Annotated in this window: 14 protein-coding genes; 10 read left to right on the top strand and 4 right to left on the bottom strand. The window is 56.3% G+C overall.

The features are described 5' to 3' along the window. Nucleotides 1–6: 6 nt before the first annotated feature. The 7 genes from FHS72_RS06460 (at nt 7) to lexA (ending at nt 5,507) form a co-directional block, all read left to right on the top strand. Nucleotides 7–588 (top strand): anthranilate synthase component II, encoded by a 582-nt coding sequence (locus tag FHS72_RS06460; protein WP_183527270.1) that lies wholly within the window; start codon nt 7–9, stop codon nt 586–588. Continuing rightward, nucleotides 585–1,604: an anthranilate phosphoribosyltransferase gene (gene trpD / locus FHS72_RS06465; RefSeq protein ID WP_183527272.1), complete on the top strand. Its 1,020-nt coding sequence runs from the start codon at nt 585–587 to the stop codon at nt 1,602–1,604. Before FHS72_RS06460 ends, trpD begins: the two co-directional genes overlap by 4 nt. Then, a complete protein-coding gene (locus FHS72_RS06470; RefSeq protein ID WP_183527274.1) occupies nt 1,604–2,251 on the top strand; it encodes a uracil-DNA glycosylase in 648 nt (215 codons plus the stop codon). Before trpD ends, FHS72_RS06470 begins: the two co-directional genes overlap by 1 nt. After that, nucleotides 2,248–3,057: an indole-3-glycerol phosphate synthase TrpC gene (gene trpC / locus FHS72_RS06475; protein WP_183527276.1), complete on the top strand. Its 810-nt coding sequence runs from the start codon at nt 2,248–2,250 to the stop codon at nt 3,055–3,057. The genes FHS72_RS06470 and trpC overlap by 4 nt, the downstream gene beginning before the upstream one ends. After that, a complete protein-coding gene (gene moaC / locus FHS72_RS06480; RefSeq protein ID WP_183527278.1) occupies nt 3,058–3,534 on the top strand; it encodes a cyclic pyranopterin monophosphate synthase MoaC in 477 nt (158 codons plus the stop codon). Then, a complete protein-coding gene (locus tag FHS72_RS06485) occupies nt 3,531–4,715 on the top strand; it encodes a molybdopterin molybdotransferase MoeA (protein WP_183527280.1) in 1,185 nt (394 codons plus the stop codon). Before moaC ends, FHS72_RS06485 begins: the two co-directional genes overlap by 4 nt. Before the next feature lie 87 nt (nt 4,716–4,802). Further along, nucleotides 4,803–5,507, top strand: a complete 705-nt coding sequence (gene lexA / locus FHS72_RS06490; RefSeq protein WP_183527282.1) for a transcriptional repressor LexA — start codon at nt 4,803–4,805, stop codon at nt 5,505–5,507. Here lexA and FHS72_RS06495 read toward each other — a convergent pair. Then, nucleotides 5,504–7,663 carry a ComEC/Rec2 family competence protein gene (locus FHS72_RS06495; protein ID WP_183527284.1) on the bottom strand — a complete coding sequence of 720 codons (2,160 nt, stop codon included), beginning with the start codon at nt 7,661–7,663 and terminating at the stop codon, nt 5,504–5,506. The genes lexA and FHS72_RS06495 overlap by 4 nt on opposite strands. Before the next feature lie 33 nt (nt 7,664–7,696). Here FHS72_RS06495 and gltX point away from each other — a divergent pair, with 33 nt between their 5' ends. The 3 genes from gltX to FHS72_RS06510 all read left to right on the top strand — a co-directional run bounded on the left by gltX (nt 7,697) and on the right by FHS72_RS06510 (nt 11,030). Further along, entirely contained in the window at nt 7,697–9,100 is a 1,404-nt protein-coding gene (gene gltX, locus FHS72_RS06500; protein WP_183527286.1) for a glutamate--tRNA ligase, read from the top strand. 93 nt (nt 9,101–9,193) lie between these two features. Further along, on the top strand, nt 9,194–10,489 hold the full coding sequence (gene gltA / locus FHS72_RS06505; RefSeq protein WP_183527288.1) for a citrate synthase: 1,296 nt from the start codon (nt 9,194–9,196) through the stop codon (nt 10,487–10,489). 49 nt (nt 10,490–10,538) lie between these two features. Beyond that, on the top strand, nt 10,539–11,030 hold the full coding sequence (locus FHS72_RS06510; protein WP_183527290.1) for a GNAT family N-acetyltransferase: 492 nt from the start codon (nt 10,539–10,541) through the stop codon (nt 11,028–11,030). Here FHS72_RS06510 and FHS72_RS06515 read toward each other — a convergent pair. From FHS72_RS06515 to FHS72_RS06525, 3 genes are all read right to left on the bottom strand, one after another. Next, nucleotides 11,015–11,791 carry an enoyl-CoA hydratase-related protein gene (locus FHS72_RS06515; protein ID WP_183527292.1) on the bottom strand — a complete coding sequence of 259 codons (777 nt, stop codon included), beginning with the start codon at nt 11,789–11,791 and terminating at the stop codon, nt 11,015–11,017. The two genes, FHS72_RS06510 and FHS72_RS06515, sit on opposite strands and share 16 nt — an antisense overlap. An 85-nt stretch (nt 11,792–11,876) precedes the next feature. Then, nucleotides 11,877–12,320, bottom strand: coding sequence for a cytochrome c-type biogenesis protein (locus FHS72_RS06520; RefSeq protein WP_183527294.1), 444 nt, complete (start codon nt 12,318–12,320; stop codon nt 11,877–11,879). Further along, entirely contained in the window at nt 12,317–14,293 is a 1,977-nt protein-coding gene (locus FHS72_RS06525; RefSeq protein ID WP_183527296.1) for a heme lyase CcmF/NrfE family subunit, read from the bottom strand. Before FHS72_RS06525 ends, FHS72_RS06520 begins: the two co-directional genes overlap by 4 nt. Nucleotides 14,294–14,313: the final 20 nt, after the last annotated feature.

The following is a 14,313-nucleotide window of genomic DNA, read 5'->3' on the forward strand; positions in this document are numbered from 1 at the left end:
CTTACAATGCTGCTATTGATCGATAATTACGACAGTTTCACCTATAACCTCGTGCATTACCTTGGCGAATTGGGTGCGGATGTTGTGGTCAAACGCAATGACGCGCTGGATGTGCAGGCGGCGATGGCCTTGAAACCAGAGGCAATTTTGTTGTCACCCGGCCCTTGCGACCCTGCCCAAGCGGGTATTTGCTTGGCACTCACGGCGGCTGCGGCGGAAACGCGGACCCCGCTTTTGGGTGTGTGTTTGGGGCATCAAACAATCGGCGAGGCCTTTGGCGGCAAAGTCATTCGCTGCGACGAGATCGTCCATGGCAAAATGGGCACGATGCACCACACGGGCAAAGGTCTGTTCGCGGACCTGCCAACGCCATTCGCGGCGACGCGCTACCATTCGTTAATCGTGGAACGTGAAACCCTGCCCGATTGTCTCGAAATCACAGCCGAGCTGGAAAACGGCACCATCATGGGGATGCAGCACAAAACGCTGCCGATCCATGGCGTGCAGTTCCACCCTGAATCAATAGCCTCCGAGCATGGCCACAAAATGCTCGATAACTTCCTGAAAAATATGAAAGTTCCGGCATGAGCGATCAAATGAAGCCCCTGATTTTTGCCGCCAGCGAAGGTCCATTGTCGCGGACCCAAGCCGAAATGGCCTTTGCGCTGTTGTTCGACGGCGAAGCCACACCATCGCAGATCGGCGGTCTTTTGATGGCAATGCGCGCGCGCGGCGAATCTGTGTCCGAATATGCGGCGGCGGCGGCAGCCATGCGCGAGCGCTGCAATCCAGTTGTGGCCCCCGCGAATGCTATCGACATCGTCGGCACCGGCGGCGACGGCATGAAAACGCTCAATATTTCGACGGCAACCGCGTTTGTCGTGGCTGGCACTGGCGTACCTGTCGCGAAACACGGCAACAAGAACCTGTCGTCGCTGTCCGGCGCGGGCGATATCCTGACCGAGATGGGTATCAAGATCATGGTCGGCGCAGAGGTCGTTGAAAAGGCGTTAACAGAGGCCAACATTGGCTTCATGATGGCCCCGATGCATCATCCTGCCGTGAAACATGTGATGCCAACGCGGCAGGAACTCGGATGCAAAACGATCTTTAACATCTTGGGACCATTAACAAATCCGGCTGGCGTGAAGCGGCAATTGACAGGTGCCTTCGCCCCCGATTTGATTTTTCCAATGGCGGAAACCCTGCGTGAACTTGGCTCCGAAGCTGCATGGTTGGTCCACGGGTCCGACGGCACTGACGAGATCACAATCTGCGGAACAACGGCTGTTGCGGTGCTCGCCACGACTGGAAAAATTACCTCTCTTGAGGTCCACCCAGAGGACGCGGGCCTACCCGTTCACCCGTTCAAAGACATTCTTGGCGGCACACCCGCTGACAACGCGGACGCATTCCGCGCGCTGCTGGACGGTGCCGAAAGCGCCTATCGTGACGCAGTTTTGCTGAACGCAGCGGCGGCTTGCGTCGTGGCGGAAACGGCCAGCGACTTGAAGCAAGGCGTTGAAATGGCACGCGAAAGCATCGACAGCGGCAAAGCCAAAGTTGCGGTTGAAACGCTCGCCCGCATCACATCTGCGGCATAATGTTCGACACGTCCCGTCTTGGCGCATGGGCTGATCTGCCGTTTTTTACGGATGATCTACCCGCCATCGCAGACAAGCTGGACGGAACCGCGTTCCTGCCGCCGACCGCGCTGACGTTTAAAGCATTAGAGCGAACGCAACCCGACGCGGTCAAAGTCGTGATCCTCGGCCAAGACCCCTATCACACGGCTGGCAAAGCCGATGGTTTGGCGTTCTCGATCCCCGACGACTTTGGCGGTAAGCTGGACAGCTTAGGCAATATATTCAAAGAGTTGCACAGCGATCTTGACCTAGACCGCAGCAAAACATCTCTCGATGATTGGGCCGATCAGGGCGTTTTGCTGTTAAATACAGCGCTCACCGTGCCACTCGGACAAGCCAAAGCACATGCTAAAATTGGCTGGTCAAAACTTGTCACTCAGGTTCTGCAGAACCTCGGCGCCAAACCGCGCGCATTCATCCTTTGGGGTGGCCCGGCCAAGGCCTACGCACTCCAAATCACAGGCCCACATCTGATCCACACCTCTGCGCATCCATCGCCATTGTCATGCCATCGCGGATTTTTCGGTTCGCGACCATTTTCAACGGTGAACCAGTGGCTTATTGATAGTGGCAACACACCGATCAACTGGGCGGACCCGCTATGACAGACACGATCCTCGACAAGATCAAGGCCTATAAACTCGACCACGTCGCGGCCTGTAAAAAAGCTGTGCCACTGGCCGAAATCGAAGCCCGCGCCCGCGACGCCAGCCCCGTGCGTGGCTTTGCCGACAGCTTGGCGCAAGCAACCCGCGAAGGGTACGGATTGATCGCTGAGATCAAAAAAGCCAGCCCGTCCAAAGGGTTGATCAGGGCAGACTTTAACCCATCCGAACTCGCCCGCGCCTATGAAGACGGCGGTGCCACCTGTTTATCTGTTTTAACCGATGAACCATCCTTTCAAGGAGCTGATGATTTTCTCGTCGAAGCGCGCGCTGCAGTAGAGCTACCAGCACTTCGTAAAGATTTCATGTACGACACCTACCAAGTCGCCGAAGCCCGCGCCCTGACCGCCGATTGCATCCTGATCATCATGGCAAGCGTCAGCGACACACAAGCGCAAGAGCTTGAAGACGCTGCCTTTTCTTGGGGCATGGACGTGTTGATCGAAGTCCACGATCAAGCAGAACTCGAACGCGCAACCCTGTTGAAATCCCCGTTGATGGGCATCAACAACCGCAACCTCAAAACCTTTGAAACAACGCTCGACACCACACGCACGCTGTCAAAGTTGGTCCCTGCAGACCGCCAAATCGTCGCAGAGAGCGGGCTTTCCGGTCCCGAAGATCTGGCCGACCTCGCCCGCTACGGTGCGCGTACATTCTTGATCGGCGAAAGCCTGATGCGCCAAGACGACGTCGCCACGGCTACCCGCACCCTGCTTGCTAACCCGTTGATGTCAGGTCGTTAAATGTCAAATCTCAGCCACTTTGATGCCGACGGTCAGGCCCATATGGTCGACGTGTCCGGCAAAGCCATCACCGACCGGATAGCGACCGCGCAAAGCTGGATTAAGATGACGCCACAAACCCTTGATCTTATTAAACAAGGCACGGCCAAAAAAGGCGACGTTCTGGGCATTGCGCGGCTTGCCGGTATCATGGCCGCCAAAAAAACATCCGACTTGATCCCGCTCTGCCACCCGCTGCCAATCACCAAAGTCACCGTCGATTTAACGCCCGACGACGCATTGCCCGGTGTACAAATCACCGCGACGGTCAAAACATCCGGTCAAACTGGTGTCGAAATGGAGGCGTTAACAGCTGCTTCTACTACCGCGTTAACCGTCTATGACATGGTGAAAGCCGTCCAAAAAGACATGGAAATCGGTGGGTTACGCGTCACATTAAAAGACGGTGGAAAATCAGGATTGTTTGAAAACCCATGATCACCGTCGATCAGGCTCAAACGCTTTGCCTTGCTGGGCTCGGAATCCTAGGCACCGAGGACGTCCCAATCACGCAAGCCGCTGGTCGCACGCTGATCACGCCTGCCCGCGCGACACGTCCACAACCGCCCTTTGCCGCGTCCAGCATGGACGGATATGCCGTCGCCAATGACGCCGTTATGCCCGCCACCGCGTTCAAGGTCGTGGGTGAAGCGGCAGCGGGTCACGCTTGGGATGGCACCGTGCAAACAGGCGAAGCGTTAAGGATTTTCACCGGCGCACCAATGCCCCACGGCACCGACCGTGTGGTGATCCAAGAAGACGTCACCCGCGACGGCGACACCATCACATTGAACATAGACCTCGACCAAAGTCGGTATATTCGTCCCGTCGGCGTTGATTTTCCTGCAGATTTCATTTTACCAAGCCCGCGTTTGTTAACCCCATCTGACATCGCCCTCTTGGCCGCGATGAATAGCGCAACCGTTACCGTCTCCCGCAAACCACGTGTCGCGCTGATCGCCACTGGCGACGAATTGGTCATGCCGGGTGGCGATCCGCGACCTGATCAGATCATCGCATCCAACATCTTCGGCCTCAAAGCGTTAATCGAACAACACGGCGGCGAAGCCAATATTTTACCAATCACAGCCGACACTAAAGATGCCCTGCATGCGACGTTTACGACCGCGATCGAGGCTGATTTGATCGTAACGATCGGCGGCGCGTCGGTGGGGGATCATGATTTAGTCGGCAAAGTCGCGCAAGAATTTGGTCTTGATCGCGCCTTTTATAAAATCGCGATGCGCCCTGGAAAGCCATTGATGTCAGGGACAATGCACGGGAAACCGTTCCTTGGGCTGCCTGGCAACCCTGTTTCTGCAATGGTCTGTGGTCATCTGTTTTTGCTCCCTATGCTGCGGAAAATGTCTGGCTTGGCGCAAGTATTACCGACAATCGTTTCAGCGACGTTAACGCACGATCTTTCCGCGAATGGCGCGCGCGCTCACTACATGCGCGCGCAGATCACCGAGACTGAAAACGGCCGTGAAATCATAGCCTTCGACCGTCAGGATAGTGCTTTGTTAACCGTATTATCGGACGCTAACGCACTCATCGTTAGGCCGATTGCCGATTCTGCGCTGAAAGCAGGAACATTAGTGCAATCGATACAACTTTAACGGACTAACTTGACACAAAACGAGAACATCGATAGAACAATACCCAAACAGGTCGGAAACATGGCTTGAGACACAGGGAAATCGGTGATGCTAACGAAAAAACAACTCGACTTACTTGAATTCATCCATGTGCGCGTGCAGCGCGATGGCGTTCCGCCGTCTTTCGATGAGATGAAAGAAGCGTTGGATTTACGGTCTAAATCCGGCATCCACCGCTTGATCACAGCGCTTGAGGAACGTGGGTTTATCCGGCGTTTAGCGCATCGTGCGCGTGCTTTGGAAATCCTGAAGATGCCTGATGCATTATCGCAAAAACTTGAGAAAAAAGCGAAAGGTTTCACGCCACGTATAGTTGATGGTGGGCGACCCGATCAAACGTCTCCGGCTGCCATGCCTGTCGAATCCGAAGGGATCGTGAACCTGCCGATGATGGGCCAAATCGCGGCTGGTGTTCCGATCGAAGCGATCGCGCATGCGTCCCGTAATGTTGCCGTCCCCTACACGATGCTGGGCAAAGGCGAACACTACGCCCTTGAAGTTAAAGGCGATTCGATGATCGATGCTGGGATCAATGACGGCGACGTTGTGATTATTCGCGAGACGACGACCGCTGAAAATGGCGATATCGTCGTAGCCTTGGTCGAAGATCAAGAAGCAACGCTCAAGAAACTCCGCCGCTCGAATGGCGCAATTGCGCTTGAGGCCGCCAACCCTGCCTACGAGACTCGCGTGTTCCGCGATGATCAGGTCAAGGTTCAAGGGCGGCTGGTCGGTCTGATCCGTACTTATTAATCTATTTGCGCCAATTCTGGCCCATTTTGATCCATAACAAATGACAAAGCGATGGTGTTATCGTCGCTTTGTGGCGTCCAAGGGCGCGGTCCTGTCACTGCGTTCGCGGCGTTAACTCGCAGACCACCTGTGTCGGTGAGGGATAATCCTAATGCGCCTGTCAGGCGTAGTCGTTCGATGTCGAAGACCTCGCATGGGCGGGTGATTTCATCGCTTTGGTTGCTGATGAGAACATCTGCCCCGTCACATCCGGTTATCTCTGCCAGTGCTGTTTTTCCAGAGACCTGTAGCACGGTCCACGCTCCAAAATCGACCTGGTACCGCCGCAATCCGCGCGTGATTCCATCGCGTGCACCTGCGATCTCTTGAGTAATTGGTGCCCCGTCATTTTCCAACCAAACGCCTGTCACGAACCCGTCGCCGCGTGGTTTACTCAACGCCCGTCCCTGTTCCGTCATACGTCCGATCATCCCGCCGCTATCTGCGATCAGAATGTCGGGACGTGTGGCCTGCGACCAGATGAAAAATGCTAATCCTGCGGCGAGCACACCTGCGATTTTGGCGCGTCCTTGCCATAACACCATCCAGAGCAATCCTGCTGCGAGTATTGGTAGTACAAACCATTGCGGAGATATCACATGCCCCACTGCGCCATCTTGGTTTGCGACCAAATTGGCGACCCATAATATCCATTTCAGCCCTAAGCCCATGATAAACAAGCCGATCCACGCTAGTCCGAATGGTGCGAGGCAGGCCGCGAGGACCGCGGCGGGCATAATAAGCGCGCCCATGAGAGGTACGCTGAGTAAGTTTGCGATCAATCCGTAGTGCGCGATTTGGTTAAAATGGGCTGCGGCGAAAGGGGCTGTCGCGATGCCTGCGATGAAGGACGAGATGACCACGGATAGCACGTTACGCGTCCATTTTGGCCAGTGTTGCCAGTTCGCGTGGCGTAGATATTTGAACACAAAGACCAGCGCTGTGGTGGCGGAGAATGACATTTGGAAACCCGGTCCGGTCAAGGATTCTGGCTGTAATATCAAGATGATAATCGCCGCCATGGCCACAGCACGCAAGGTCAACGCGGGCCGCCCGAGTAGGATCGCGACCAGCATCACGGCAACCATGGTAAATGCCCGTTCGGTGGCGACGTTGCCGCCTGATAGTGCCAGATAACCGCCCGCTGCGATTAATGCCCCGACAGCTGCGATTTTCTTGGTTGGTAGGCGTAGGCCAGCGCCCGGAATGAGCACGAGTATCGTGCGCAGGACTGCGAAGACAAAGCCTGTCAAAAGCCCCATGTGGAGGCCTGAGATTGCGAGTAAATGCGCCAGATTGGACGCCCTGAGATTCGACAACGTGACCTGCGACATGCCTGACCTGTCGCCGCTCATGATGGCAGCCGCGAACGCCCCCGCTTCGCCCGGTAAGGTGGCTTGCACGGCTCGCGAGACGGCCATGCGTGCCTCGAAGACGAGCAATCCAAAGCCGCCGCGTTCCGCAGGTGCCAATCGTAACAAGGGGTTACGGGTGTAGCCGACGGCCCCCAGTTGCGTGAACCAAGCGTGACGTTGGAAATCGAATCCGCCCGGCTCTGCGGGGCCTGAGGGCGGCGATAAATGCCCCGTTGTCGCGAGACGTTGCCCCGGTCTGACGGGGACTGCGGGCATGTCGCCGTGGATAGAGATTCGCACCTTTTTGGGAATGCGGTCGGGGGATAAACGGTTTAGAAATACCTCGTCCAACGTGATCCGCAGCGCGTCGCTGGCTGATCTGTCGATGCCCACAACGCGGCCTTCGATTGGGCCATAATAGCGGAACGATAACACAGGTGCCGCGACCGATTCTGTGCGCCATTTAGCAAGACCCGCCCCTGCCCCGATCAGCGCCAAAGCCAGCAAAATCGGACTGCACGACACGTGCACAATGCGTGCACAACCCGTGCACAGCAGTGACACCGCCAGCACTGTCATCATGAATGGCCACGATGGTTCAAATCGGATCGCGAAATACCAGCCGATACCGCATGCCAAAAACAGCGGCACCCAGCCAATCAAATGGCCCCGCTGCGCGAGGAGCGCATCTATCAATCTGACGTGCAGGCGCACTTGTCCTCCGTCGGTTTGCTGCGTATTCCGCAGGTCAATTCCCACCATCGCCATTCATGGTGAACGAAAGGTTAAAATCCGATGTCCGATAAACCAGTTGTCACCCGTTTCGCCCCGTCTCCTACCGGTGCTTTGCATATTGGCGGTGCCCGCACTGCGCTGTTTAACTGGCTCTATGCCCGTGGTCGCGACGGCAAATTTGTACTGCGGATCGAAGACACCGACAAAGCGCGATCCACTGATGAGAACACCCAAGCGATCTTGGATGGTTTGACGTGGTTGGGTCTGGATTGGGACGGCGAACCTGTGTCGCAAGCGTCGCGCGTGGATCGTCATGTGGAAGTTGCACAGCAAATGCTGGCCGATGGCACGGCGTTCAAATGCTTTGCCACGCAAGAAGAAATCGAAGCCTTCCGTGAAGATGCCCGCGAGAATAAAACCTCGACGTTGTACCGCTCGCCTTGGCGCAATGTGGCCGAGACCGACCACCCTGACCTGCCGTTTGCCGTGCGTGTAAAGGCCCCGCGTGATGGATCAACGACGCTGCATGACGAGGTTCAAGGCGATGTGACGTGGTCGAATGACCAGTTGGACGACATGATTATTCTGCGGTCTGACGGCACGCCTGTCTATATGTTGGCAGTTGTTGTGGACGATCACGATATGGGCGTGACCCATGTTATTCGCGGCGACGATCACCTTGCCAATGCGTTCCGTCAGAACATGATTTACGACGCGATGGGCTGGGACAAACCTGTTCTTGCGCATATCCCGCTGATTTTCGGCCCTGACGGCAAAAAATTGTCAAAACGCCACGGTGCGACGGGTGCCGCTGAATATCAAGCGATGGGCTATCCTGCCGCCGGTATGCGCAACTATCTGGCGCGTTTGGGTTGGAGCCATGGCGACGATGAATTCTTTAGCGACGCACAAGCGCAAGACTGGTTCGATCTGAGCGGAATCGGCAAATCGCCGTCGCGTTTCGACTTTAAAAAGCTGGAAAATATATGTGGTCAACACAATGCTGTCACCGACGATGCTGCACTGCTGCACGAAATTCAGGCGTTCCTTGCGGCGACTGACGCGACCCCGCTGAATGAACAGCAAAGTGATGGGCTACTTGCCGCCATGCCAAGCCTGAAGGAACGGGCGAAAACGTTCCCTGAACTACTTGAAAAGGCTCACTTTGTTCTCACATCCCGCCCGATTGTGCCGGACGAGAAAGCGGCGAAATCGCTGGATGATGTACACAAAGGTATACTGCGTGAATTGACGCCGCAGTTGCAAAATGCTACTTGGACCCGAGATGACTTGGAGGGTGTTGTTTCATCCGTGGCCGCTGCCAATGAGACGAAACTTGGCAAGCTCGCGGGACCGCTACGTGCGGTTTTTGCTGGACGGGCCGTTTCTCCGAGTGTGTTTGATATGATGCTTGTTTTAGGCAAGGACGAAACGGTGGCACGCTTAAAAGACGCCACAGGTTGAAACCTTTTCGTTACGTTTTATCGTTACGGGTACTAAAACAACGCCACCACGCCGCGCAGGCCAGAACGGCATGCGCTTCAGAAGGGGACTACAATGACTGAATCCAAGAAGACCGCGACGCTCACGATTGATGGGCAAAGCTACGAGTTGCCGATCCATTCCCCGACTGCTGGTCCTGACGTGATCGACATCCGCAAGCTCTACGCCCAAGCTGGTGTTTTCACATATGACCCAGGTTTTACGTCGACTGCGGCCTGTGACAGTACGATTACGTTCATCGACGGTGACAAAGGCGAATTGCTGCACCGTGGCTATCCAATCGACCAACTGGCCGCTGAATCGCACTACCTAGAAGTGTGCTATGCGCTGCTGTATGGTGATCTGCCGGACGCCGACACGCTGGATAAGTTCGAGAAGCTGATCACGAACCACACGATGATCCACGAGCAGATGCACAACTTCTTCCGTGGTTTCCGCCGCGATGCGCATCCGATGGCGACAATGGTTGGTGTTGTGGGCGCGATGTCCGCATTCTACCACGACAGCACCGATATCGACGACGCGCATCAACGTGAGGTTGCATCGATCCGTCTGATCGCGAAAATGCCGACGATTGCTGCGATGGCCTATAAATACTCCATCGGTCAGCCGTTCGTGTATCCGCGCAATGATCTGGATTACGCGTCCAACTTCTTGAACATGTGTTTCTCGGTCCCTGCTGAAGAGTACAAAGTTGACCCTGTTCTTGCCAAAGCAATGGACCGCATCTTTACGTTGCACGCCGATCACGAGCAGAACGCGTCTACGTCCACAGTGCGTTTGGCGTCATCATCCGGTGCGAACCCGTTTGCCTGTATCGCGGCTGGTATTGCATGCCTCTGGGGCCCTGCCCACGGTGGTGCGAACCAAGCATGTCTCGAAATGTTGAAAGAAATCGGGTCTGTAGACCGGATTCCTGAATTCATCGCCCGTGCGAAAGACAAGAACGACAGCTACCGCCTGATGGGCTTTGGCCACCGCGTTTACAAAAACTTCGACCCACGGGCGACCGTGATGAAGGAATCTGCGGACGAAGTTCTGGAACTGCTGGGCGTCGAAGACAACCCGCTGTTGCAGGTCGCAATGGAGCTTGAAAAACAAGCGCTGGCCGATCCGTATTTCGCAGAAAAGAAACTGTTCCCGAACGTCGATTTCTATTCCGGGATCATCCTCGAAGCGATGGGTTTCCCAACGTCGATGTTCACGCCGATCTTTGCGATGGCGCGAACAGTTGGCTGGATTTCCCAATGGAAAGAGCAGCTTGACGATCCACAATTGAAAATCGGTCGCCCGCGTCAGTTGTACATGGGTGAAACCGCCCGCGACTACGTTGCACCTGACAAACGCTAAAATCTTGGGCGCTAAGAATTCAGGGTCGCCTTCGGGCGGCCCTTTTCACATGCGGACGACAAAACGCCTTATCCTGCGCGGCGCGCGCCAAGATGATCTAATGGATCTGTTCGCGATCTATAGCGATCCGCGCGCGATGCAGTTTTGGTCAACGCCGCCGCATGACAGCCCTGATATCACCCAAGAGAAGCTTGACCGGATGCTCGCTGCGGTTGAACCGTTGGTGTTTTTCATCATTGAAACGGATGGTCGTGCGATTGGCACAGCGGGGATGCACCGCGACAACGAGGTCGGGTTTCTGCTGCATCCCGACTATTGGCGGCAGGGCATTGTGACCGAAGCAATGCAGGCAATCATACCGCATATCTGGGCTGTGAGCGATGTGGCTGAGGTCTTTGCGGACGTCGATCCAAAGCATGTAGCGTCGATTGGATTGCTTAAAAACCTTGGATTCACCATCAGCCACACTGCCAAAAATACGTTTTGTATCAATGGCGTGTGGTCCGATAGCGTTTATCTGAAACTTTACCGGCCTTCGTAGACTGGTGCTCGTTTTTGCAGGAACGACACAACGCCTTCTTGGAAATCGCGTGTTTGGCCGCATTTGCCCTGCAGCTTTGCCTCTAACGCCAATTGCTGCTCGAAGGTGTTGTCGCTGGACCCACGCAATGCAGTTTTCACGTGCTGGTAAGCAACTGTCGGGCCGCTGGCGAGCTTGGTCGCACGCGCCATCCAATGCGCATCAAAGTCAGCGGCAGGGATAGATTCGTAAATCATGCCCCAATCAGCGGCCTGCGTGGCGCTGATTTTATCCGCGAAGAGTGCGGCCCCCATCGCCCGTGCCGACCCTATTTGACGCGGCAGGAAATGCGTACCGCCTGCGTCGGGGATCAACCCGATGCGGGTGAATGCCTGGACAAAATAGGCCGCGTCGCTCGCGATCACCACGTCAAACGCCAGCGCAAGGTTCGCGCCAGCCCCTGCCGCTGGACCGTTTACAGCCGCTATTGTCGGGATTTTACAGTCCACGATGGCCCGCAACATCGGCACATATTCGTCGCGTAAGGTGCGTTCCAGATCAAGCGATGCCGCGTTGCCGCCGTCGCCCAAATCTTGGCCGGAACAGAACGCTTTGCCTTCGCCCGTCAATACAACCACACGCGCCTCGGCCTCTGCCGCTTTGACCGCGTGGGTGATTTCCGCCCGCATTTGTGTGTTTAACGCGTTCATCACGTCTGGACGGGACATCGTGATCACTGCCACGCCGTTGTCGATTTCAAGTTTGATTGCCCGATAGTCCATGATCACGTCCTCCATGCCCCGACCAAATCGGCGGCTTTGGCAGCACCCTAAAGGCCGTGTTATTTTAGAAAAGAGGAACGGTGCGTTACGAGCGTAAAATCTTATCCAGCGCCGCCTGTTCGTCGTCAGACAGCGTCGGATCAGTCGCCTCTGGTTTGCGCCGAATTGTCGTCCAGCCCACACCAAGGGCCACGATCAAAAGACCGGGGGCCGCCAACCACAGAATCCAGTTGGCCCCAGTGACGGTGGGCGTCAGCAGGATATATTCGCCATAGCGTGCCACAAGATAATTAATAATGTCTTGATCACTGTCACCCGCGACAAGCCGTTCACGCACAATGATCCGCAGCTCTTTTGACAGCGAGGCGTTGGATTCGTCGATGCTTTCATTCTGGCAAATCGGGCAGCGCAGACCAGCGGACAGGTCACGCGCACGTTTTTCCAGCACTGGATCAGCCAGCATTTCGCTGGGTTCAACGGCCCATAAAGGCGCGGCAATCAGGGCAAAGATGAGGGCAAGACGCTTCATTCTGCTGGCACCGCTTTGACGGGTTTCGGCTTGGACGCCCCTGCCCCAACCCGCAATCTGCGATCGGTCAGCGACACCAGCGCACCCAGCGCCATCAGCATACAGCCGCCCCAAATCCAGTTTGCGAATGGCTGGATATAGACCCGCATTGCATAGCCGCCGTTGGCTTGTGGTTCGCCGATTACGACGTAGATGTCGCGCAGGATTCCGTTGCGGATCGCGGCCTCTGTCGTCGGCATTTGTGCCACGGGGTAGAACCGTTTTTCAGGGTAAAGCGTGCCGATATCGCGCCCGCCCTTTGTCACGTCGATGGTCGCCATTGTGGTGACGTAGTTTGGCCCTTCGGCGCGAACGACTTCGTCGATTGCAAAGGTGTAGCGGCCCACGTCGTAACTGTCACCGATGTTAACCACCCGGATGTCTTCGATCTGCCACGCGAGGATCGCCGCGACCCCGAATGTCGTGACGCCAACGCCGATATGCGCGATGGATTTGCCCCAATCGGCACGCGGCAAACGTCTGATCCGGCGCAAGCGACCAGCAAGGTTTTCACGCCCGCCACGCAGCCAGAGATCAAGCAGCGCACCGCCTACGACCCAAACACCAAGTGCGACGCCAACGGGGCCTAGTGCCGACCGTCCGCTCTGCAGTGCATAGGCCAATGCGCCCATGGAAATCGCGAGTAACGCCCAGCCCCACAACGGTTTTTTCGCTCTTGTCAGTGTGCCGCGTTTCCATGCCAACAATGACCCGATGGGCAAAACAAGAGCGAGTAGCACCATGAATGGCGTGAACGCCGCGTTGAAAAACGGCGGGCCAACCGATAGCGTGCGGCCCCAAACCATCTCCGCGACTAAGGGCCAGATCGTGCCGATGAAAACGACAAAACAGCTGACCGCGAGTAGGATGTTGTTGAGGACCAATGCGCTTTCGCGGCTGACGGTTCCGAAGACCCCGTTTGCTGCCAAAACCCGTGCGCGGGCCGCGTAAAGTGTTAATGATCCGCCGACGAAGAACGCGAGAATGGCGAGAATAAACATGCCGCGTTGCGGGTCGTTGGCAAAGGCATGCACGGACGTCAGCAGGCCTGACCGAACGATGAATGTGCCGAGCAGCGAGAAACCGAACGCGAGGATCGCAAGCAGGATTGTCCAGCTTTTCAGCGCCTCGCGTTTCTCGACAACGATGGCGGAATGGAGCAATGCAGCGGCGATCAGCCACGGCATAAAGGATGCGTTTTCGACCGGATCCCAGAACCAGAAACCGCCCCATCCGAGTTCGTAATAGGCCCACCAAGAGCCAAGTGCGATGCCGATGGTCAGGAACATCCACGCGGCCAACGTCCACGGGCGGACCCAGCGGCCCCATGCGGCGTCGACGCGGCCTTCGATCAGGGCTGCGACGGCGAATGAGAACGCCATGCTCAGCCCGACATAGCCGAGGTAGAGGAATGGAGGGTGGAACGCGAGGCCCGGATCTTGAAGCAACGGGTTCAAGTCTTGGCCGTCAAATGGTGGTACGGCAAGGCGGTCAAACGGGTTCGACGTGAACAAGATGAACGCATAAAACGCAACAGAAACAGAGGATTGCACGGCTAGAACACGGGCGCGCAGTGTCTCGGGCAAGCCACCGTCGAACCATGCCGCACAGCCGCCGAACAGCGTCAGGATCAGCAACCAAAGCAGCATCGACCCTTCATGATTGCCCCAAACGCCGCTGATTTTATAGAGCATCGGCTTTAAGCTATGCGAGTTTTCGGTGACGACGCGCAGCGAGAAATCAGAGGTCACAAAGCCCCACGTCAGCGCCACAAAGGCAAAGCCCACGAGGATAAATTGCGAGGTCGCGGCGGGTTGCGCCATGGCCATCCACCCGCGCCACCCTTTGTGCGCGCCGATCAACGGCATGACGGTCTGTGCGATCGCCACGACGAAAGCGAGGATCAGGGCGAAATGGGCAAGTTCATTTATCATGCCGCAGACATAGCACTGCG

Origin of the sequence: Yoonia ponticola (assembly GCF_014199395.1) — a bacterium.
Lineage (GTDB): Bacteria > Pseudomonadota > Alphaproteobacteria > Rhodobacterales > Rhodobacteraceae > Yoonia > Yoonia ponticola.

Excerpts from the sequence above, each read along its gene's own strand:
- trpC (WP_183527276.1), top strand. The coding sequence starts at position 2,248 with ATGACAGACACGATCCTCGACAAGATCAAGGCCTATAAACTCGACCAC.
- FHS72_RS06525 (WP_183527296.1), bottom strand. The coding sequence starts at position 14,293 with ATGATAAATGAACTTGCCCATTTCGCCCTGATCCTCGCTTTCGTCGTG.
- FHS72_RS06495 (WP_183527284.1), bottom strand. The coding sequence starts at position 7,663 with ATGGTGGGAATTGACCTGCGGAATACGCAGCAAACCGACGGAGGACAA.
- lexA (WP_183527282.1), top strand. The coding sequence starts at position 4,803 with ATGCTAACGAAAAAACAACTCGACTTACTTGAATTCATCCATGTGCGC.
- trpD (WP_183527272.1), top strand. The coding sequence starts at position 585 with ATGAGCGATCAAATGAAGCCCCTGATTTTTGCCGCCAGCGAAGGTCCA.
- gltX (WP_183527286.1), top strand. The coding sequence starts at position 7,697 with ATGTCCGATAAACCAGTTGTCACCCGTTTCGCCCCGTCTCCTACCGGT.
- FHS72_RS06485 (WP_183527280.1), top strand. The coding sequence starts at position 3,531 with ATGATCACCGTCGATCAGGCTCAAACGCTTTGCCTTGCTGGGCTCGGA.
- FHS72_RS06510 (WP_183527290.1), top strand. The coding sequence starts at position 10,539 with ATGCGGACGACAAAACGCCTTATCCTGCGCGGCGCGCGCCAAGATGAT.
- FHS72_RS06470 (WP_183527274.1), top strand. The coding sequence starts at position 1,604 with ATGTTCGACACGTCCCGTCTTGGCGCATGGGCTGATCTGCCGTTTTTT.
- FHS72_RS06460 (WP_183527270.1), top strand. The coding sequence starts at position 7 with ATGCTGCTATTGATCGATAATTACGACAGTTTCACCTATAACCTCGTG.
- FHS72_RS06520 (WP_183527294.1), bottom strand. The coding sequence starts at position 12,320 with ATGAAGCGTCTTGCCCTCATCTTTGCCCTGATTGCCGCGCCTTTATGG.
- moaC (WP_183527278.1), top strand. The coding sequence starts at position 3,058 with ATGTCAAATCTCAGCCACTTTGATGCCGACGGTCAGGCCCATATGGTC.
- FHS72_RS06515 (WP_183527292.1), bottom strand. The coding sequence starts at position 11,791 with ATGGACTATCGGGCAATCAAACTTGAAATCGACAACGGCGTGGCAGTG.
- gltA (WP_183527288.1), top strand. The coding sequence starts at position 9,194 with ATGACTGAATCCAAGAAGACCGCGACGCTCACGATTGATGGGCAAAGC.